A 20,763-nucleotide genomic window follows, 5' to 3' on the forward strand; every position below is an offset into this window, starting at 1 on the left:
TATGGCATACAAAATAAAACCAACGCACCTCGTTCGCGTCGCCGCATTATTGATGGCGTTTCATGCGCTCGGACACACGATGGGTGCACTCAACTGGAAAAAAAATCCAAACGAGAACGTTAACCTCGTCATCACCAGCATGCAGACTGAACATTTTGATTTTATGGGAAGATCGGCCACGCTGGGGCAATTCTATGAAGGCTACGGGATCATCATGATCCTGGTGCTGGCCCTGATCAGTTTGCAATTGTGGATGCTGTCGGATGAAACGGGCAATCCGAAGGCCGTGAAAATACTGACATCCATGGCCGTGTTCCTGATCCTGATGGCAGGCTTCGAGTATATTTATTTTTTCCCGCTGGCCGCTACTATCTCGTTCCTGGCTGGAATATGTGTGATCCTTTCTTTGATTGGCAAAAAGACAACAAAGCCCGCCTGATGGGCCAGTGATCTCATCTAACCTCAAAAGCATAAATAATAATGATCAACGGCGATCCTGGCGAACTGCAAGTGGGCATGCCGGCGGCGCGAGCATGGAAAGCGATCCGTAACAAGTAAAGGACGGTGGTCAACCAACCCGGAGATTTGAACAGATTCGATATTCGAAGTGAATTTATTATTATAAATTAGCTGCAGGCCGACTTCATAAGACCATGCATTTGGAAGCTACCCGGTGCGAACTGCGAGACATACAGATCTTCCGGACCCTTTTTCTCACCGAGTCAAATACGCAGATACGGTATAATGCCCGTCACGAACGGGGATGGTCTGATTCATACTTACTATTCGTCGACAATGCCCCGATAGGATATGGGTCCGTTACAGGACAAGAACTATCTGACCGGGATACCATTTTTGAATTCTATATTGTTCCCCCATACCGAAATCTAGCCCAGCAGCTTTTCCGGAAACTCTGGGCAGCCTCCGGGGTTAAATTTATAGAATGCCAAACCAACGACTCCCTATTGCATTCCCTGGCACTTGAGTTTTCAAAGAGCGTCAGTTCATCGGTCATTTTATTCAGCGACCATACCGTCACCCATTTGTATATCCCTGCACTCACTTTCAGGCAGAAGACGGAGGCCGATCTGCTTTTCAAACACCAGGTTGAACCGGAGGGAAGTCACGTTATTGAATGGAAGGGTGAAGTGATTGCAACCGGAGGGTTTTTACTTCATTATAATGTTCCGTTCTGTGATCTGTATATGGAAGTAAGGGAGGATGCAAGAAAGAAGGGTGTGGGGAGTTACCTGATCCAAGAACTTAAAAAGGAATGTTATCGGGCTGGGCGAATTCCTGCGGCGCGTTGTAACATTGAAAACCACCCGTCGAGAGCGACGTTGTTGAAGGCCGGAATGAAGGTGAGTGGATTTATGGTGCTGGGTACATTGGAGAATGCTAATGGATCTTTTTGAATGGTCTACGATGGCGAGTGTCTCTAATGCTGCTTTAACACTTCTTCCAATACCAGGTCACGTCCATTAAAATAGTCAGTGGAGGTAAGCAAGATCTTCATTTGCGGCTCGATGCCTTGCCGGTGATCGCCGGGAATGGATTCGTGGTAGCGATTGGAGATGCTGCAAATGGCCTTGCTGTGCGGCAATTGAATTCCATTTTCTTCTCCCACAAAGTTAGGCTTGGAGCTACTCATCTCTCCCGCAAAAACAGGTTTCAAAAGCAGATCGGCTTTGCTGATAAATATTTGCGCGGCAGAAAACGTGTTGCGTCCCGTAAGAATATAGAGTTGTGCTTTTGCCGAAGAGGATTTAAAGCGCTGTAAGGTTTGTAAAAACGGATCCAGCAGATCGGCATTGCCTCCGTTGTTGTGCCGGACATCGACAACCAATTTTTCAGGGCCCAACGCCTTGACACTGTCGTCGAGACGTTTTGAGAATTGGGCCAGGGACTCGTTTTGGTCGTTCATCACCTGGTTGAACTGAACGTAGACCGTCTTCTCATTTTTTAGCGACTTGATCCAGTAAGCCTGCTCAACATGCTGCAAATAGAGAGGAACCGAAACCTGATTTGTTTTCGACGGAATAAGTTTGGGGATTCCCCGGACCGGCTGAAAGGGAACGACCGGGAACTGTTGTTTCACTTTTTGTCCCGCCTCATCGAAGGTGAGGGAATAGGTTCCCTTCCCATCAACACCCAACGCCTGGAGCATTCCTTCAAGAGACAACATGAAGGGACCGATCCAGTTTATACCCTGATCGTTGTCGCGACTAATGAACCGCCCGACGTCCTTCATGATTTTCTCAGCAGAGACCGCACCGAATTGATCCACCCTTTTCCCGATCCATTTTTCATAGCCGGGTTGTGCGTCGATAACAAAGAGCCCGTCGGCGAACAAATAGAACCGAAGGGGGAGGGCTTTCACGTCTATTCCTTCTGCGCCCCAGGGTAGCACGTAGGTATGGCCATCACCCAGCAGGGCCGATAAGCCTAAAAGCTCAAACAAAATTCGCTGGTCGCTATAGGTATTGAGGTTGGATTTGACTTTTTCAAATTGAAGCTTAAACGGGGGAGGGAGTTCTTCCGAACGATAGACGTAGTGTTGTTTTTTGACTTCGCCCAGCCAGAAATCCATGTCTTCTTTCCAATGGGTGACCCGCTGCGCCTCGCAAGATATGAGGGTCGATAGTGCCAGGAGCAAGAGTAGTTTTGTTTTCATACCGGATTCATTCGGATCATTGAAAATGAGGTGATGTAACCTTCTGGTCAAGTGCTGTGCCATTATCAAGAAAGCCTCAAATTACCGGTTAATCGAGGCGTGCCTAGTTTTGTGTTCAGGCCTGAACAAGTTCTGATCGAATTCGATCGGGGTTACCCTTTAGCTGGGAACTCTAATTCGCAAGCATGACTATTCGGAGGGGAATTTCCAAACGCTCTAATGGATGTGAGTTAAAATTGAAGATTTCAGCGCAATGGATCATCCCAAACTGGTTTGCCGGGCCATTTCCTTCAAATGACGGGCAAATGGCGGGTGAAAATCATATGTGCTGGCTCGCTTCCGCCCGTTAAATCCGTAACATTGTGCCTTTAAAAAAACGACGATGCAACAACCGGAACTGGGAAGACGACTGACCGCTTTGCGCAAGGAAAGGAACCTTACACAAGAAGAATTGGTGGAAAAAAGCCACGTGAGTGTGCGCACGATCCAGCGCATTGAGGCCGGTGAGGTGTTGCCCCGTATGTCGACCGTGAAAATTTTATTGGAGGCACTTGGAGAACGCTACGAGTCATTTTCAGCAAACCCACCCCAAGCCATGGAAACACAAAAAAACATTTTGCCAAACGCCAACCGAAACGCCGTCTTAGTAGCCGCATTGGCCGGGGCGGTTTACCTGGTGTCTCAAATTATTCTCGGAACGCTGGACTTTGCCTGGATCACCGGCGATCGCGACTGGGGATTTGCGACGAACGCTATCTACACGGGCCTCACCGTCGTGACGGTGGTTTCGTATGCCTTATTTGCCCGGGGATTTATCGTGTTGAGTAGGGTATTCGAGAACGCGTTGCTGAAGGCGATCGCCTATATGCTTGTGATCGCTACGGTCGGCTTAGGCATTTTAGATGTCACTTCGTTGTCCGTGGAAGATGTAGAGAGTTTATGGATTCCTTACGCCATGGCCGCGGTGCTCTTTGGTGCTTTAAGCATTGTCTTTGGAGTCGCCCTCATCCGCTTGCAGGACGGCATGGGCGAGCTCTCGCGGATAGCCGGCATGTTGGAAATTGTGATCGGCTGCGCGTTGGTAACCGTGGTGCTATTTTTTATCACCTATGTGATCATGATCCCGGCTGTGATCGTAGAGATCTTGGTACTCTATCGCGGCTACGAATACCTCTCCCGCTCTGCATCTGCCGAGGTTGTTGGTGCATAACCGGTCGCGCGCCGGAGGCAAGAAATCGGGATCAATTTCCCCTGTCCTTATAAATATCTCTTTGCTTTTAAAAGCTTGACCCAAACCTGGTAACCGACTGGGTTAAGGTGGAGCCCATCCGCTTCGGCATACCTCACATCAAGGTTGCCATGCTTGTCGCTAAGGGCTTTGCTCAGATCGATATAGACAAAGCCCATCGGTGTTGCCTGCTGTTTTACTTTTTCGTTGACCCGGTTGGCTATATCATTTTTATGAAAAGCATCAGGGTATTCATTCTTCACGTTGTCGTTCGTAGGCAGGATGCTGTGCACATAAATTTGTGTCCCCGGCGATTGATTTTTTACCCGCGTGACAATGGTCATCACGTTTTTTACAATAAGATCGACCGGGATATCCTGTGCAATGTCATTGATGCCGATCTTGATGAAAAGTTTGTTCGGCTCACGGACGATCACATCGTTCAAGCGGTCTAGAACACCAAACGTATTGTCGCCGGCTATCCCCCGGTTGACGATGGTGGAGTCGTTCAGAAGTTTCTTCCAGTCTCCAAACTCGGTGATGCTATTCCCCAGTAAAATAACCCGGCCCTTTTTTATGGGCTCGCTTTTGAAAAGGGCTACGCGTTCGGCATAATACGCCTTTGCATACCGAATGGTGTCATACCTTAAGTTTTGTCCGTTCGAAAGGGTGGACGTCAGCCCAAGAGAAAGTATAAAGAGAAGCTTTTTCATTTTGTGGTTAAGTCAGTGGGTCTTCACGGGTTCTTTGTCACGCGCAAAGCTATGCCCGGGTGGATGAAATGGAATGTGCGGAAATTCTCAAAAAAATAAAGACGGGCCGGTATTTTGCGTTATTCGTTTGGTATATTAACCTGTACTATGTACTTCACTTCTTTGCCGGATCATACGAAGCCAGGGTTTGATGAGCAGTTGCACTTCAGCAAATTCAAAAAGCACAACATTATTTTTAATGCGCAGAGCAGCCATGCGCATTGCGATGATCATATAGGTTGTCTTTCTTTCAAGACCGTGTTGCGCGGAGAGGAGTGGTATGGGATTAATCATCGCCGGCTGGCCGTAAGCCCGGGACGGTTCCTGATCTTAAACGATGACCAAACGTATTCCTGCCACATCCATAAAGGTGAGCAGGTAAACGTGCTCTCGATTTTCTTTAAAAAAGAATTTGCCTCGGCCGTGCTTCACGATGCCCTGCACAACGAGGAGAATCTGCTCGATGATCCTTTTTCGAGGCCGGGGAAGATACTTGAATTTTCTCAAACTCTCCAAGGTTTGGAGTCACCGCTGAGGTTACAATTGTCCAGCTTGATAGCAGCTTTGGAAACATCCGGTGGCGACGCCGACCAAACAGACGAGCACCTGGTTTTTCTTTTACATGATTTGATCCGGTCGCATCAATCGGAAATAGCCCGTTCGAAAAAAGTAGATGCGGTGAAACCGGCCACCCGGGCGGAGTTGTACAAACGGCTGTGCACGGCCAGGGATGTCCTCCATTCCTCCTATATGGACAAGCTGGATTTAAATAAAATAAGTGAAGTATCGTGTTTGTCTGTTCCTCAATTGATTCGTCAATTCAAAGCGGTTTTCAATACAACACCCCACCGGTATCTTGGAGCGGTCAGGGTGAGACGCGCCGCCGAGCTGTTGGAATTTACCGACAAGCCGGTGCATGAAATCACCTGGGATTGCGGATTTGAGAATGTCAGCGCTTTCTGTCGTGCATTTAAATCAGCGTATGGCGTTCAGCCGCTTCGCTTAAGAAAAAAAGGCGCATGAAGAAAATCACGCCATTGCCCCGGAATCAATGAGCAGCCTAGGCCTGGTTTGAGATTATTATAAGAATACATATCTTCGGTTATAAATCAGAGGGGGCTATTTTTTAACATAGCCTTAATCCATAATGATTTTCACTCACACCCCGCTGCTCTATTTTTGAGATATAATTCCAGACGTTCATGATTTCCCCAACCGGATACATTGATCTTAGCGACGAGAAACTTCTGGCCCTGCTCAAGGATGGCCACGAAGAAGCGTTTGATCAGCTGTATTTCCGTTACCGCAACAAACTGCTTTCGGTTGCTTATAACCGGCTGAAGTCAAAGGAAATAGCGGAGGAGATCGTGCAGGATGTTTTTGCGGACATCTGGCAAAAACGGCAGATCCTTCAGATCAGGAATAACCTCTCGTCGTACCTCTGCACGGCGATCAAATATGCTGTACTGGATTACATCCGCTCACAGGATACCAAAGACGCCTATGTCGCCGAGATGATAAAAGTGTCGGAAACCGCAGCTTCTCCCGTGGAGCAGGGCGTGGAATTCAACGAACTGGATTTTCACCTCAACAAAAGCATCGACGCGCTGCCGGAGAAATGCCGGGAGGTGTTCACGTTAAGCCGCTATGAAAATTATTCCGTGCGCGAGATCGCAGAAAAGCTCGACATCTCGCCCGAAACAGCCAAGTACCACATTGCCCACGCTTTGAAAACGCTCCGGCTGAACCTGAAACACATCTATAACTTTTTTTTATAGTCCACCTACCCATCCGCCCTTCTCATCCGACATACCGGTGTACCCTAACACCCACCGGAAATGAAAAAAAAGGAGAAGCGACTAGAGGATTCTTTATCTGGTAAAAGATTGGAAGACGGAAAAGAGATCCTCGAATTCGAGGACCAGGCCGTGCGTAAAATCGCCGAAAAGCTCAAAATTTCACCCGAAACGGCCAAACATCACATCGCACAGGCCCTGCACGCGGCCGATAAGACCAAAACCATTCAATAATTTTTTTTTGTGGCGCACCTACCCGTTCGCGCTTTTGATCCGACATACTGATATACACGAAATACCGTTTGGCCATGGCAAACAAGAAAAAAGGGCTTCTGGATTTTTTATCCGGCAAAAAATCGGAGGAAGGAAAAAAGATCTTCGAGACCTGGTATAATGCCATGCCCGAAACGGATCATCCCGAATTCGAAGCCTCGGAAGCGACCTTGAAAGAAGAGTTGGCGAAGATCAAAAACAGGGGCGTCGTTCCCTTGAAACAAGAGGAAAGAAGTCCGGTCATGGTCTATTGGAAAGCGGCAGCGGTTGCTTTGCTGGTCGTTTCCGCGGGCATTCTGCTGTATGTGAAGCGCGATCTCTTTACAAAGGAAGAGATCACCTACACCGAGCACTACGTTCCCAAAGGCAAACTCCTGCAGCTTTCATTGTCGGATGGTTCGCAGGTGTGGTTGAACTCGGATACAAAATTCCGCTATCCTGAAACATTCGGCTCGGGCGACCGCGAAGTTTACCTGGAAGGCGAAGCATTCTTTAACGTGAGCAAAGATCCCTCAAGGCCGTTCCGGATCCATTCCGGAGGAAAATTAACGACCACCGTTCTCGGCACCAGCTTCAATGTGAAAGCCTACCGCAACGACGATTTCAATGAAGTAGCGGTCATCACCGGCAAAGTGTCGGTGGTGCATACCACTTCCGATAATCGTTCGTCGGAAGTATTGCTGCAACCCGGACAGAAGGCGGTGCTGGTAAAGACACAGGATCTGCTGAGCAAAGAAACCTTCAGCGATGTGGATCACTACACCTCCTGGAGAGAGGGTAAACTCATTTTCGAGGACGCCCCGGTAGCGGACGTCATTTCATCGCTTCAACGATACTACAACATCGAGATCAACCTGAGTTCCGAAACCCTCAAGGCGTGCCGGGTGACGGCGACGTTTGATCCGATGCCGCTGGAAAAAGTCATGTATTTACTCTGCTTCACGCTGAACGCCGAATACACGCATGCCGGCAAAAAATATTCTATCAGCGGTGCAGGATGCAACCCGAATCACCCCTAATCCCCTAAAACTATGAAAACCTTCAGCAACAAAATAGACTATGGATGATCGCCGCTGCGGACATCACCGATGTCCTGTAAAAAAGAAATAGCGGAGGAGACCCTTGCAAAGCCATTCCGCTACTTCAAAACATTATCCTGATGAACAGAATAACTTCATAAAAATATGAAAATAGAATCTCTACGACATGACCATTGGTTAAAAATAATGAGACTGACCACTGTAGCCTTCCTCCTGACAACCACCGTTTTATCGGTGGCCCGGGCCAGCGACGCCTCCGGTCAGAGCGTGCTCGATCAGCGGGTTTCGTTGCGTGCGAAAGACCAGCCCTTGCGGGACGTCTTTAAGACGTTGCAACAACTGGCAGATGTGAATTTCATGTACAAAAACTCGGATGTAAATGCCGACAAGAAGATCACCTTTTCCGCAGCCAACAAAGAGCTGAAAGAGGTGCTCACCAAGCTGTTAAAGCCGATCGGGCTGGAATATACCGCGGTGGGAAAGAATATCGTCGTAAAGCCGATCCCCAAAACCGAGCCGACGTCGTCGGTGCCTAAGATCAGGGTGACCGGTATGGTTACCACGGCCGACACGGGAGAAACGTTGCCCGGCGTGAGCGTGCTGCTAAAAGGAACCGAAAGAGGAACCACCACGGATGCCGATGGAGCCTATTCCATCGACGTGGATGATGAAGCGTCGGTGTTGATCTTTTCTTTTATCGGCTTTAAGGCGACCGAAGTGATTGTGGGAGCCCAGACAAAAATTGATGTCAAGCTGGAGATCGATGCGGTTCAACTGCAGGACGTCGTGGTGGTGGGCTATGGAACGGCCAAGAAATCGGAAGTGCTCGGTGCCGTGGGTTCACCCAGCCTGAAAGAAGCGTCCAGCAGGAACTATAATACGGCGGCTGAATTGTTGCAGGGTACGGTGCCCGGCGTGACGGTGATGAACAATGGCGGTGATCCTACCGGTTCACCGGATATTCGGATCCGGGGCGTTGGCTCTCTGAACACAGAGTCGCCCTTGATAGTTTTGGATGGAGTGATCTATTGGGGTGCTTTGAGCACGATCAGTCCCAACGACATTGAATCCATTTCGGTATTAAAAGACGCAGCTTCTGCAGCGATCTATGGGGCAAGGGCTTCGGGAGGTGTGATTCTGATCAAGACAAAATCGGGAAAGGCCGACAAGGTGAACGTGGAGGTGAACTATCAATTGGGTGTTCAGCAGGTGGCCAAGAAACTTAAGCCGCTGAATGCAGCAGAACGCGCGGATGCGGCCAACCTTGCTACCGATAATGCAGGGCTGCCGCGCATCCCGGCATTTGATGCGGCACTGAATCCGGATTCACGGATCACCAAAACCAATTGGATGGATGAGATCTTTCAAACCGGTGTGATCGAAAGCCTGGACGCTTCCGTGAGCGGAGGAAGCAAGGCCTCCAGTTATTTTATTTCGGGCGGATACCGGAAGAACGAAGGGATCCTGCTCAATACACAGGCAAAGCGGTATACAGCCCGGATCAATTCCGAGCATGAAATATTCAAGGGCGTACGGCTCGGCGAAAATATGACCTACATGTTTTGGGATGGCCAGACGGGAAACACGTCAAGCGCCTACACCGGTGCGATCATGACGGCACTTTACTATCCTGCCAATGCTACGGTCTATCGTGAGGATGGTTCAGGCAAGTTTGGCGGTGTTCCCGATGCCTATTCAAATGCCTACGGCGATCTGATCAACCCGGTTGCCTATTTGAAACGCCTGGATAACCATACGCCTACCTCAACGTTGGTGATCAATCCGTACCTGGAAGTGGACCTTATCAAAGGTCTTAAGTTCAGAAGTAACTTTGGACTCACACAGATCCGTCGCAACAACAAACAGTTCAATGTGAAGGTGCTGGAGACGGGGAAGATCTTTGACTTCAACGAACTCTATCAGACGACCGATAATCAAAATGTTTTCCTGACGGAGCAAACCTTGTCGTACGAAAAAGCCATTGGCGAAGACCATCATATTTCCGCGTTAGCCGGTTTTACCTACGAGCGAAAGAAAAGTGAATGGTCGACCGTGAAAGGCACCGGTTTCGACAATGAAGACCCTGCGTATCGCTACATGTCGAATGCCACAACGCTCCAAACGATTGGCGCGGGCGGCCCGGAAGAAAAAGTGATGTCGTACCTGGGCCGGGTGAACTATAACTACAAAGGCAAGTATTTGTTAACGGCAGTGCTCCGTAGAGACGGAACGTCCAGGCTGATCTCCGATCTTCGCTGGAAGAACTATCCCTCTGTTTCGGTGGGCTGGAACCTTGCTGAAGAATCGTTCATGGAGGACGTATCGTTGGTTTCAGACCTGAAATTGCGGGCCAGCTGGGGAAAGATTGGAAACTTGGGTGGCTTGCCGCTGTATCCTTTTGCCGTTGGACTGGCGCGTACGCGTGCCTGGATTGGTGGCGACCCCATCATCAACTATGGTTACGCCGAATCGGGTCTGTCAAACCAGAACCTGGTGTGGGAAACTTCCGAGCAAAAAAATATTGGTCTTGATTTCGGTTTGCTCCGGGGAAAACTTAGCGGATCGTTGGATGTATTCCGGAAGACAAACTACGACATGCTTTTCCAAAAAAGTCTTCCCGGCACCGCCGGATCGCCGGACGGTCAATGGATCAACGGTGGCGATGTGGTAAACAAAGGCTTTGAGTTGGGCCTTACCTACCGGAAAAACGAAGGCGCGGTTAAATTTGACATCACGGCCGGCTTCTCCAAAGTGAAAAACGAGATCCGCTCGATCACGGAAGACAATAAGTTCCAGAACGCAGGTCCCGCCGTGAGAACGATGCCCCAGGCAAACATCAACATTGTGGGCAGCGCGTGGAATTCGTTTTACGGGTATCAGACCGCCGGGCTGTTTAAGTCCGACGATGAAGCCGCCAACTACGTGAATGCGAACGGCGTGAAGTATCAACCTGCTGCAAAAGCCGGTGACTTCAAATTTGTGGATAAAGATGGCGACGGCGACATCGACAACAATGACCGCACAATACTGGGAAGTCCTTTTCCGGATTTCACCTATAGCCTCAACGGAAACATCTCTTTCAAAGGTTTTGACCTGAATGTATTCTTTCAGGGCGTACACGGCAACAGCATTTTCAATTCAGCACGGGCACTCGGCCTGAACGCCGGCTATGGTTATAACCTGCTGGAGGAATCGAAGAATGCCTGGAGCCCCACTAACCCGGATGCTACGATCCCGAGACTTTCCATGTCGGATCCCAACAACAACTGGACGCGGGTGTCCGACTTCTTTATCGAAGACGGTTCTTTCCTGCGCCTGAAGAATGTTACACTGGGCTATACGCTGCCGACCCGGATCTTCAACAAAGTGCAGATGAGGATCTATGTTACGGCGCAAAACTTGTTCACCATCACCAACTACTCCGGAATGGATCCCGAAGTGGGGATCACCAATTCGGGTGTAGATGTGGGAATGTATCCACTGGCAAGAGTTTATATGTCTGGTCTTACGCTTAAATTCTAATCACCTATGAAAAAAATATTTTGTGTAGCGGCCATAGCAGGATTGTTGATGGCCACCGGTTGCGATCTGGATGTAGTGCCGCAGGGCTCTCCAACGACAGGAACGTTCTGGAAGACCGAAGCGGATGCGATCGCCGGTATCAATTCGGCGTACGCCGAATTTTCGAACGACGACATGTACGGCCGCGGATTCTTCTGGCTCAGCAATGCCAGCAACGACATCGGCACCAAACCGCGCGCTTTCTCCGAGAACGTAAAAGCCTTTAAGATCACCGGAAACGAAAGTGAAGTAAAGAGCATCTGGAGACTGCACTACCTGACCATGAAACGCTGCAACGACGTGATCCGCAATGTGCCGAACATCCAGATGACAGAATCGCTAAAGAACCGGATCCTCGGAGAAGCCCACTTCCTCCATGCTGTCATGCACCTGGAGTTGGCGTACCACTATGGCGATGACCGGAAAGGTATTCCGATCATTGACCGGGTAGATTATGAAAATGCTTATGTTCCCCGTCCGGCAAACGTGAAGGTCAACTACGATTACATCATCGAAGACCTCAAAGCAGCAGCCGACCTGCTGCCGTATTTCGACGACTACGGACAATCCGATAAAGGACGCCCGCATAAAACGGCTGCCTGGGCATACATCGCCAGGACCGCGCTCTATGCAAAAGACTGGGCAACGGCCGAACTGTATGCCGACAAAGTGATCAGCAGCGGAAAGCACGCGCTGGTTGCAAATTTTGCGGACGTCTTCAAGATTGCGAACAATTTTTCTCCGGAATACATCTGGTCCGTTACATCCAGTGCGAAAGACACCGGTTTGGGCTCGATCTTCCCCGGCGTTCTCCTGGAAGACAAAGGCTGGGGACAGTACAACGGTTGGGGCGTGTTTTATCCCACGCAAGATCTCTATCAAGAGTTCGAAGCCAATGATGAAAGAAGAGAAGCCACGATCCTCAAGACCGGCGACGTGTTTAAGTATTTTGGAGCCGATGCTACATTCAACCAGGGCGCTTATGTCGTAAGTTCCAGTAACCGTACCGGTCTTCAGTTCAGAAAATTCATGGAGCCTTATGGCTATCCGAAAGTAGGCGGTTCGGTGGACATCAACTATGTCAACACCAACGCCGACAAACCGACAACGGCCCTGAACGTACCGCTGTTGCGTTATGCCGACGTGCTGCTCATGATGGCAGAAGCAAAACTGATGCAAGGCAAAAATGCCGACAGCGAGATCAACCAGGTGCGGGAACGCGCAGGGTTAGGAGATCTGTCCGGCGCTACCATGACGGACCTCAAGCATGAAAGACGCTGCGAATTGGCAGGGGAGTGGACCGATCACCACTTTGACCTTGTGCGTTGGGGCGATGCAGAAGCTACGTATGCAAAACCGCTCTACCATGCGTATGCATTGGATAACGGACAGCCGAAAGTGATTTACGCCGGCCGGGTATTCAACCCCGCCGTACACCACGTATGGCCGATCCCCCCGGACGAAATTGCTGTGAGCAAAGGAACGTTGACACAGAACGAAGGTTGGTAGATTTCGCTTGTGAGAATAAAGCCGGTAGCTCCTAGCGACCGGCTTTTTCTATTTCTGGCCATGCGGATCCCCGCAGCAGACCCCACCCACTTTTATTTTCTTCCAATTATTGGTCGCCAATGACTAAATTTCATTTGGAATCCGGGTTTTTATGGCTGATACAGGCACGAAAGAATTTGACGTCATCATTTGTGGAGCAGGTCCTGCGGGGAGCACGTGTGCCCTGGCGCTGGGCGATTCAGGTTTACGCGTTGCCGTTCTGGAGAAAAGCAGTTTTCCGCGCGACAAGACGTGTGGCGATGCGGTGGCGGCCTATGTGCCCAAAGTGCTGGCGACCATCAATAGCGGGTTGACCAAAAGCCTGGAAGGGTTTACAGAGAAGGTCAACGTGAATACCTGCCGTCTGGTAGCGCCCAACCAAAAAGCGTTCGACCTCCGCTTTAGCCAAACGGGATTCATTTCCCGAAGAATGGACTGGGATAATTTTCTCTTTGAAAACGCCGCGGCGCAAAGCAACACCACCTTTTTTTTAAACCATACCATCAGTGATGTAACGATCACCAGCGATGGGGTGACGGTCACGGCCGGCAACACAGAATTTAAAGGCAAAATGGTGATCGGCTGTGACGGTGCGCATTCTGTACTGAACAGAAAAGTAACCGGCACCAGACCGGATCCGGCGCATCATTGTGGTGCGGTTCGCGCATACTACAGCAACGTGTCCGGCATCCCGGATCATACCTTTGAGATCCACCTCGTGAAAGATCTTCTGCCGGGATATTTTTGGATCTTTCCGGTTAAAAATAATTTGGCAAATGTCGGTCTGGGCGTTTTGTCGTCTGTGGTCTCGAAGCGAAGAATGGATTTGCGTGCTTCCCTTCAACGGGTGGTGGATGAAATCCCCTACATCAGCGACCGGTTTAAAAATGCAGAACGCGTCGGGAAGGTCGAAGGATTTGGTCTGCCCTTGGGATCGAGGAAGGTGCCCATGAGCGGCGATCGTTTTATGCTCTGCGGAGATGCGGCGTCGCTTATAGATCCTTTATCAGGCGAAGGCATCGGCCAGGCCATCGTGTCGGGGCGTTATGCGGGGTGGCACGCAAAAACATGTTTTGATAAAAATGATTTTTCCGCTAGCCACATGAAACAGTACGATGCCCAGGTGTATCAGAAATTTTGGTCGAGGCACCGTAAGAACTATTACATCCAACAATTGATGAACAACGAATGGCTCCTGAATGGCGTTTTTAATGCGGCGCTTAAAAGCAGCGTATTCAGGAATGTTGTGTCGAAAAGTTTTACCTGACCCTCGTATGAGAGAGATGATGTTTTTTAATTTTTACGTGAGAACAAATCGAAAAGCCTCTTGAGAATAGGAATCCCCAATTTCATACCCCTTTTTGGATACTTTTTCTTCGGAGCGGGTGGTACAGTCATGGCGATTTCGTTTTTTAACAAAGTCGATTCTGCGACAACAGGAGCAACCATTTTCGTTGTCATCATCATTCTTTTATGTTATGCGATGCTCGGGATTATGAGTTATCGGTTCAAGATCATCGTCATGACAGGCCAGGAACTCATTGCTATTATGCCTTTCAGACTTCAATACAAATGCCTCAAGCTGGATAGCATTAAAAGCCTGAAGTGGGAACTGTGGGAGATCCAGCGGCTGCCCGACTTTCGTAAGCTGAACATTTTGACGGCTTCGGGTTATCGGTTGAATATCTCCGACTTGGAGTTTGTCAACTACGATCGTCTGGAGAAATGGCTGATCGAAAATACCAACGCAGAACGAAACTTAGACTGGAAACTAAATGTCGAGGTAAGACAGGCGAAATACAACCGGTGGGTCAACCTCGTGACCCTCGTGATCATGGTTGTCTTTTTCTTTGTAGTTCCTTTGTCAATAAGACGCGGCGAAAATGTTAAGCTGGTCATTCTCATCACACTATCGGTAATTATTTGGCGACTGGTTGCGCAGCTGATTCGCTATCAAGAGCGAATAGCCGCGGGCAGACGAAAAAGAAGATAGAGCCCAAGGGGCCACCGCTAACCGCCCGGTTTTTTTTTGCGTTAAGTCTTAGCGCCCTTTCGGAATTTTGCCATTTCAGCGATCAATTTTACAGGCACAGGCTTCTCATAGGGAAACTTGATGGCGCTTTTGGAAACTTCGAACGCCGACAATTCATCTTTATATTTTTCAAAAACGGTGAAAGGCGGCGGACACGAGAGCGAGTAATGGTTGGTATAGGTCGAGTAGTAGAAGATCCATACACCATTGCGTTTAAACGCCGGGATTTGATAGCTGATCAATTCTTCCGCATCCGGCACGGCCTTCTGAATGGTTTTCTGAACCAGGCGAAGAATTTTCTGCACGTCCGCTGGAAAACTGGCGATGTAGTCGTCTACGTTTTCAAATTTCTTTTTCGGTGTGGCCATTTTAAGTGTTGATTAATGTTTTTGGATTTTTTGATCTCAGGAAAATGGAAATGATGGCCGCATAGACTAAGCCAAAGACCAGGGCACCAAAAATTCCCTGGACAATAAAACTCGAGAGCGTGAACTGTTTTACCGCATCGGCTTCACTCATTTGGTTGGTTGCAACCACGAATCGGATGGAGTTGTCGAACAGATCCGGTGAGATCAGGTTCGTAAACAGGGGATAAATCGGGCCGAGAATTGTGACCAACAGGGTGAGGACAAGCCCGCTCATGAAAGCCTGTTTGTAGGTGATCTGACCGCCATAGTATCTGATCTTTTTTTCTCGCATCGAGAGCATATAAAGGATCACCGAAGGAATAATGATCAGGGTGTTGAAGATCACACCCGCGGCCAGGTTGGCGTCATGAAACCCCAACCCTTTTCCAAGCAACGACCACACCATCGTCATGACGACATAGACCACGGCCCATTTTAGTTCTGTTTTCATATTCATTTTTGTTTTGGTCTGAAGTTGATCATCCATTGAATTCCGAACGGGTCTTTGCAAATACCGAAAAGGTCGCTCCAGAATTCCTTGCCCAAGGGCATAATGACATCGCCACGCTCCGATAGCGCATCGAAGATCCGGGTCGCTTCCGCTTCATCATCGAGCGTGATGCTGATACTAAAATTGTCGCCCGCCGAGATTTTTTGATTCATCGAGTCCAGTGCATCGGTTCCCATCAAAACATTGTCGCCCACGGGCAGTGCCACATGGAGGATTTTCGTCCGGTCTCCCGGAGACATTTTTTCTCCGCCAGGCATATCGCCAAATCGCATGAGGCTGGTGAAATCGTTCTTGAACACTTTTTTGTAAAAGTTGAATACTTCCTCGGTATTCCCATTAAAATTCAGGTAGGGGTCTAATCGCATCATTTTGGTTGATTTTTAAACAAAACTATGTCTTTAAACCCCGAATCAGTATGGATATTTCGACATTTTGAGGGGGCTATTGCGACAATCAATTGTGTTATCTTCGCTGTATGAAAACCATTGCCATCGTGATCGCGGAAAACGCCGTAGCCTCCAGCATCACGGACACCGTGAGGCTTTTTGATAAGGCAAACGAACTCCTCCAGGCAGGTGGTAAAAAAAAGATGTTCGATGTCAGCCTCGTGGGTTTCTCAAAAGAGATCTTTATCGGCAACAAGCACTTGTTTTTCAAAGCCGACAAAACGCTGGAGGAGGTAGACCACGCCGATCTGATCATTATCCCGGCACTCCTGGGCGACGTCATAAAATCTACGCAGCAAAACAGGCATTACTTTCCCTGGCTGATCAAGCAATACAAACAGGGAACGGAGATTGCAAGCTATTGCGTCGGCGCATTCCTTCTGGCGGCGACCGGCCTTCTGAAAGGAAAGAAATGCGCGACACATTGGATGTATTCGAATGAATTTAATTTTTACTATCCGGACGTTACGTTGGTGGACGACAAGATCATCACGGAACAAAATGGCATTTACACCAGCGGAGGCGGCACATCCTATTGGAACCTGCTTTTGTTTCTGCTGGAGAAATATACGGACCGGGAAATTGTGATTGCCATCACGAAGTTTTTTCTGCTGGACATTCAACGCACCAGCCAGGCTTCGTTTATGATGTTCCGGGGTCAGAAAGGACATGGCGACAAACTGATCGAAGCCGTGCAGGCGTACATTGAAAATAACTTTCATGAAAAATTCAATGTCACCGACATCGCTTCAAAGTTTTCAACCGTCAGGCGAACGCTGGAGCGCAGGTTCAAGAAGGCCACCAAGAATTCGATCGTTGAGTATATTCAGCGTATCAAGGTTGAGGCTGCGAAAAAGGAGTTGGAACTTGGGCGAAAGACCATCAATGAGATCATGTGGGAGATCGGCTATTCCGATATGAAGACGTTCAGAGATCTCTTTCTGAAGACCACAGCCTTAACGCCTGTAGAATACCGGAATCGGTATAACAAGAATGCGGAGTGACAATGGAGAATGCCGGGAAAGAGCCGCATCAATAGAATTTTTTTCGCAGATTCAAAAAGTAAGATTCAATAAACCTGTAGCTGAGCATAGAAAGCGCCATAGACGCTATCAAGGCGATCAAGGCATACAACACCCCGTAGAAGAATCCAGCGAGGGGGTCCAATTTCGAGAATCGGAAGATCAAGATGCTTGCCTGGATCCCAATCGGGTGAAGCAAGTAGAGGGAATAGCTGTACTTGCCAAGGGATGATAAAAGTTTGTGGTCTCCGAATTTATAAAACGATCGTTTTGCAAAATTCTGGTCCACGATGACAAAGCCAAAAAATAAAGATACCACGGTGCTGTCCACCGTATGGGTACCGTACATCAACAGCAGAAAGCCGGACGCATAGATCACACAGACCACCCATCTTGGCATCTGCTCCATCCGGGTAACAAAGGTCTTGTTGTAATACGACAGATAGCCCAACAGTCCACCCACAGCCAAATCGGACATGCGCGAGAAGGTGTGATAGTATAATGCAGGACCCTGCAGAACAAAGGTCCTTAGAAAAAAACTGGATACGATGACGAGAGTGATGGCGATCCAAAATCTTCGTCCACGGAAAAGCAAAAAAAGCACCGGCCAAAAAATATAGAATTGCTCTTCTATGCCAATAGACCAGTTAATCCCAATCATCATGGGAGCGAGGCCGACCAAATCGAACTGGTGTACCTGGATACTATCGAAGTTTCCTAAAAACAGCAGCTGGTATAAAAAATGGTATGGGTTTTCGTTTGGATAGCCCAGTTTAACTTTAATGATCGGGTAGATAAAGAATGTAAATAACAGCGTGGCATAATACAACGGCCAGATCCGCAGCGCTCTGCGTATGTAGAAGTTCCGTATATGAAAAGCTCCCGAGGTTTCCTTTTCTTCGATGATCAAATAGGTGATCAGGTAGCCGCTGAGGGTAAAGAAAAATGAAACGCCGAGGCCGCCGTTTGAAAAAACGCTGACCAATCTTTTAACAAAGTCGAAGGGAATAACCGAGATCAACGTCACACCGAGACGTGAATGGGCAAAAAAGACGACCATCGCCAATACAAATCGAAGACCGTCTAAGTTTGAAAAGTACCGCTTTGGAGCAGTCAGGGAGTCTGTAGTGGTCATGTAAAGTATTTTGTGCCGGCGGTCCGCCCTTTCTTTTTTATTTCTTGACGAGGTTTGATCCCGGCGGCACGTTGAAACGAGCACACGGGTTCAAAAATAGCAACTTAAAAGGAAAGCAAATCGTAGTTTTTTGCGAAATTCTTACGCATCCACCCGGATCGAATTCCATACTTAAGCCGTCGCTGAACTATCGAAAGGGCGGTGACCCTACCTTTGATAGAAAAGCCTTGGACAATGAAAAAATGCCTTCCTTCCGTCGCGTTTTTGTTTTTTATATTTCTGATCCCCTCGATCCGGGCCCAAGTCCCGGTAGAGGAGGATCCCTTCCATAAAATCGTATTCGAAAACAAATTTGTGCGCGTTCTGGACCTGACGATCAGGGGTTCGGATACTACGACAATGCACGTTCATCGCGCTGCGTCCGTGGTAGTGTTCTTGACAAAGTCACCCTTGGTTATTCAAGCCCCCGGCGAAGCAGCGGTCGTCACGCCGGTTGACATTGGGAATATGCTATACCGGCCGTACGACGAGACCCCGACAACACACCGGGTCTGGAGTCAGGATGGGTCCACTATGCGGTGTATGGTGATAGAGATAAAACACGACGCAACACAACGCGATGGTAAGCCCATCGTGGCGCCGGACGTGAACTTGTTGTCCAATCAAAAGCGGGTGAATGTATATGATCTGAAAGGGTCACAAGGCAAAGCATTATCGCTCAGTTCATCTCCGTGCCCGTATTTCTTACTGAATATTTCCGGGCCCCTAACGGCATCGGTATCGGGGGAGAAACATTTTCTGAATGCGGGCGACTTCATTTTTATTCCCGCCCAATCGCAGGCCACCCTGCTTGCAGCGAAGGACAACAAAAGCATTTTAATCCAACTAAAATAAAACCTTTAAAAAATGATCGCCGTAGTTTTGAGGACAGGTCCGGCACCTGTCGGGCTCATTGATTACCTTGCTGTATGGAAAAAGTAAGCCACTTTAGCACCATCGCGCTGCTCATCGGGGAGCCTGCACGCGCTACAATGCTCTGGAAGATCCTGGATGGACGCATGCATACCGCCACGGAACTTGCTATCGCCGCCGATCTGTCCGCGCAAAATGCCAGCATGCATCTGGCCAAACTTGTGAAAGCAGGACTTCTTTCGGTTGTGAAACGCGGCCGGCTCCGGTATTATCAATTTGCCAATCCGAACGTGGCTTACGTGATCGAGGCGATTGCCAACCTGGTGCCAAAAGAAAACCTGATGCCGCCCGATGACATTTCCAATAGCAGCCGCATCAAGTACTGCCGCACGTGCTACGACCACCTCGCCGGCAAAGTCGGGGTTGCCATCACTGAAAAACTTTTGTCCAGGAGGATCATCGAAGTGAACCAGCGAGACTTCGTGATTTCAAGCAGCGGAATAAAATGGTTTGATCGCCTGGAGATCTCCATACCGGAACTGAAAGAGAGCAAGCGAGTCCTTGCCCGCCAATGTCTCGACTGGAGTGAAAAGCGCCCGCACATCTCGGGCGCTGTGGGTGCCGCGCTGGCCAATCGGCTCTTTGAATTGAAATGGCTGCAGCGGGTTAAAAATTCGAGGATCGTTTCCATTACGCCGCTGGGTCAGAAGAAAATTTATGACCTGCTTGGGTTGGTAGTGTGACGGACAATGTTCGTTTGCGCTCCAACTTCGAAGCAAATTTTTCACCGCGGAGACGCAAAGTCAACGCACAGCTTTTCTCTGCGCTAACTTTGCGCCGCTGCGTCTTTGCGGTTCAATTTTGAGTTCCGCCCGGAGCACTCCAACCGATTCGTCATTTCCGTTGACGAAGCTCGATCCGATTTCCATCAGGATCAAGCGCCGCGATTCTCACACCAAAAGCATAATCTTCCGGTTCAGGCTGTAAAAATTTGACACCTTTCGAACGCAACACTTCAAAGTCCTTTCTTAGATCAACTGACTCGATGAAGATGGACCCGAGATTTAAGTCCTTGGAAGTCCCGGGCATCGCTGCTCCTTTCCAAAGCATTATCTCGACATCCTGTCCCTGGTAGCCCAGCGTTAGAAACCGACCTTCAGGACCGGGATAATCTACGCGCTTTTCAAAGCCGAGTTTTGTGTAAAAGTCAAGCGCTTTGTCCTGGTCGCTGACAAACTGTACGAAGTACATGATTTTGATAAACATAAAAGTATATTTTAGTTGTTGCCCTGGTAATGCTCGGAAGACGAGGGATTGGACAGGGAAATCAAAATAATTTGCCGCTGACCCAGGCCGCGCATTTATGCTTGACTGCTTCACCCGTCGATGCATAAAACAAAACCCTCAAATCATTCGACTTGAGGGT

21 protein-coding genes are annotated in these 20,763 nt (G+C 48.9%); 14 read left to right on the forward strand and 7 right to left on the reverse strand.

Going from position 1 to position 20,763, the window contains the following annotated elements:
- The first annotated feature begins 1 nt into the window (after window position 1).
- Together D4L85_RS14145 and D4L85_RS14150 are read left to right on the forward strand one after the other, a co-directional pair.
- Window positions 2-439 (forward strand): LIC_13387 family protein, encoded by a 438-nt coding sequence (locus tag D4L85_RS14145; RefSeq protein WP_160143722.1) that lies wholly within the window; start codon window positions 2-4, stop codon window positions 437-439.
- A 214-nt stretch (window positions 440-653) separates the two neighbouring features.
- On the forward strand, window positions 654-1,415 hold the full coding sequence (locus D4L85_RS14150) for a GNAT family N-acetyltransferase (RefSeq protein ID WP_119754907.1): 762 nt from the start codon (window positions 654-656) through the stop codon (window positions 1,413-1,415).
- Window positions 1,416-1,438: 23 nt separating this feature from the next.
- Here D4L85_RS14150 and D4L85_RS14155 read toward each other — a convergent pair whose 3' ends face one another.
- A complete protein-coding gene (locus D4L85_RS14155) occupies window positions 1,439-2,674 on the reverse strand; it encodes a S41 family peptidase (RefSeq protein ID WP_119754908.1) in 1,236 nt (411 codons plus the stop codon).
- 382 nt (window positions 2,675-3,056) lie between these two features.
- Between D4L85_RS14155 and D4L85_RS14160 the strand changes: the two genes are divergently transcribed.
- Window positions 3,057-3,884 carry a helix-turn-helix domain-containing protein gene (locus D4L85_RS14160; RefSeq protein WP_119754909.1) on the forward strand — a complete coding sequence of 276 codons (828 nt, stop codon included), beginning with the start codon at window positions 3,057-3,059 and terminating at the stop codon, window positions 3,882-3,884.
- Window positions 3,885-3,931: 47 nt separating this feature from the next.
- On the opposite strand, the gene D4L85_RS14165 is transcribed toward D4L85_RS14160, so the two are convergent.
- A complete protein-coding gene (locus D4L85_RS14165) occupies window positions 3,932-4,615 on the reverse strand; it encodes a GDSL-type esterase/lipase family protein (RefSeq protein ID WP_119754910.1) in 684 nt (227 codons plus the stop codon).
- Between the two features lie 114 nt (window positions 4,616-4,729).
- Between D4L85_RS14165 and D4L85_RS14170 the strand changes: the two genes are divergently transcribed.
- From D4L85_RS14170 to D4L85_RS14200, 8 genes are all read left to right on the forward strand, one after another.
- Window positions 4,730-5,677: a helix-turn-helix domain-containing protein gene (locus D4L85_RS14170; protein WP_160143723.1), complete on the forward strand. Its 948-nt coding sequence runs from the start codon at window positions 4,730-4,732 to the stop codon at window positions 5,675-5,677.
- Window positions 5,678-5,856: 179 nt separating this feature from the next.
- Complete coding sequence (locus tag D4L85_RS14175) at window positions 5,857-6,432, forward strand: RNA polymerase sigma-70 factor (protein ID WP_119754912.1); 576 nt, start codon at window positions 5,857-5,859, stop codon at window positions 6,430-6,432.
- A 60-nt stretch (window positions 6,433-6,492) separates the two neighbouring features.
- Window positions 6,493-6,684 (forward strand): hypothetical protein, encoded by a 192-nt coding sequence (locus tag D4L85_RS34420; RefSeq protein WP_160143724.1) that lies wholly within the window; start codon window positions 6,493-6,495, stop codon window positions 6,682-6,684.
- A 74-nt stretch (window positions 6,685-6,758) separates the two neighbouring features.
- Window positions 6,759-7,742, forward strand: coding sequence for a FecR family protein (locus D4L85_RS14180; protein WP_160143725.1), 984 nt, complete (start codon window positions 6,759-6,761; stop codon window positions 7,740-7,742).
- A 207-nt stretch (window positions 7,743-7,949) separates the two neighbouring features.
- A complete protein-coding gene (locus D4L85_RS14185; protein ID WP_160143726.1) occupies window positions 7,950-11,285 on the forward strand; it encodes a TonB-dependent receptor in 3,336 nt (1,111 codons plus the stop codon).
- A gap of 6 nt (window positions 11,286-11,291) precedes the next feature.
- Window positions 11,292-12,833, forward strand: a complete 1,542-nt coding sequence (locus D4L85_RS14190; RefSeq protein ID WP_119754915.1) for a RagB/SusD family nutrient uptake outer membrane protein — start codon at window positions 11,292-11,294, stop codon at window positions 12,831-12,833.
- 151 nt (window positions 12,834-12,984) lie between these two features.
- Window positions 12,985-14,139, forward strand: coding sequence for a geranylgeranyl reductase family protein (locus D4L85_RS14195; protein WP_119754916.1), 1,155 nt, complete (start codon window positions 12,985-12,987; stop codon window positions 14,137-14,139).
- A gap of 228 nt (window positions 14,140-14,367) precedes the next feature.
- Window positions 14,368-14,865 (forward strand): hypothetical protein, encoded by a 498-nt coding sequence (locus tag D4L85_RS14200; RefSeq protein ID WP_160143727.1) that lies wholly within the window; start codon window positions 14,368-14,370, stop codon window positions 14,863-14,865.
- A gap of 41 nt (window positions 14,866-14,906) precedes the next feature.
- Here the strand turns inward: D4L85_RS14200 and D4L85_RS14205 are convergent, their stop codons facing one another.
- From D4L85_RS14205 to D4L85_RS14215, 3 genes are read right to left on the reverse strand one after another with little or no spacing between them, the layout of a single operon-like run.
- Window positions 14,907-15,272, reverse strand: coding sequence for an iron chaperone (locus tag D4L85_RS14205; RefSeq protein ID WP_119754918.1), 366 nt, complete (start codon window positions 15,270-15,272; stop codon window positions 14,907-14,909).
- A gap of 1 nt (window position 15,273) precedes the next feature.
- On the reverse strand, window positions 15,274-15,762 hold the full coding sequence (locus D4L85_RS14210; RefSeq protein WP_160143728.1) for a DUF4199 domain-containing protein: 489 nt from the start codon (window positions 15,760-15,762) through the stop codon (window positions 15,274-15,276).
- 2 nt (window positions 15,763-15,764) lie between these two features.
- Window positions 15,765-16,190 (reverse strand): VOC family protein, encoded by a 426-nt coding sequence (locus D4L85_RS14215; protein ID WP_119754920.1) that lies wholly within the window; start codon window positions 16,188-16,190, stop codon window positions 15,765-15,767.
- Between the two features lie 107 nt (window positions 16,191-16,297).
- Here D4L85_RS14215 and D4L85_RS14220 point away from each other — a divergent pair, with 107 nt between their 5' ends.
- The gene (locus D4L85_RS14220; protein WP_119754921.1) at window positions 16,298-17,272 is read left to right on the forward strand and encodes a GlxA family transcriptional regulator; all 975 of its coding nucleotides are present in this window, start codon (window positions 16,298-16,300) and stop codon (window positions 17,270-17,272) included.
- 28 nt (window positions 17,273-17,300) lie between these two features.
- Here D4L85_RS14220 and D4L85_RS14225 read toward each other — a convergent pair whose 3' ends face one another.
- Entirely contained in the window at window positions 17,301-18,425 is a 1,125-nt protein-coding gene (locus D4L85_RS14225; RefSeq protein ID WP_119754922.1) for an acyltransferase family protein, read from the reverse strand.
- Window positions 18,426-18,659: 234 nt separating this feature from the next.
- Here D4L85_RS14225 and D4L85_RS14230 point away from each other — a divergent pair, with 234 nt between their 5' ends.
- Window positions 18,660-19,319, forward strand: coding sequence for a hypothetical protein (locus D4L85_RS14230; RefSeq protein ID WP_119754923.1), 660 nt, complete (start codon window positions 18,660-18,662; stop codon window positions 19,317-19,319).
- A 74-nt stretch (window positions 19,320-19,393) separates the two neighbouring features.
- Window positions 19,394-20,080 carry an ArsR/SmtB family transcription factor gene (locus D4L85_RS14235; protein ID WP_119754924.1) on the forward strand — a complete coding sequence of 229 codons (687 nt, stop codon included), beginning with the start codon at window positions 19,394-19,396 and terminating at the stop codon, window positions 20,078-20,080.
- A gap of 151 nt (window positions 20,081-20,231) precedes the next feature.
- Here the strand turns inward: D4L85_RS14235 and D4L85_RS14240 are convergent, their stop codons facing one another.
- Entirely contained in the window at window positions 20,232-20,603 is a 372-nt protein-coding gene (locus D4L85_RS14240) for a VOC family protein (protein ID WP_119758794.1), read from the reverse strand.
- Between the last annotated feature and the right edge of the window lie 160 nt (window positions 20,604-20,763).

It is taken from the genome of Chryseolinea soli, assembly GCF_003589925.1.
In the GTDB taxonomy this organism is placed as follows: domain Bacteria; phylum Bacteroidota; class Bacteroidia; order Cytophagales; family Cyclobacteriaceae; genus Chryseolinea; species Chryseolinea soli.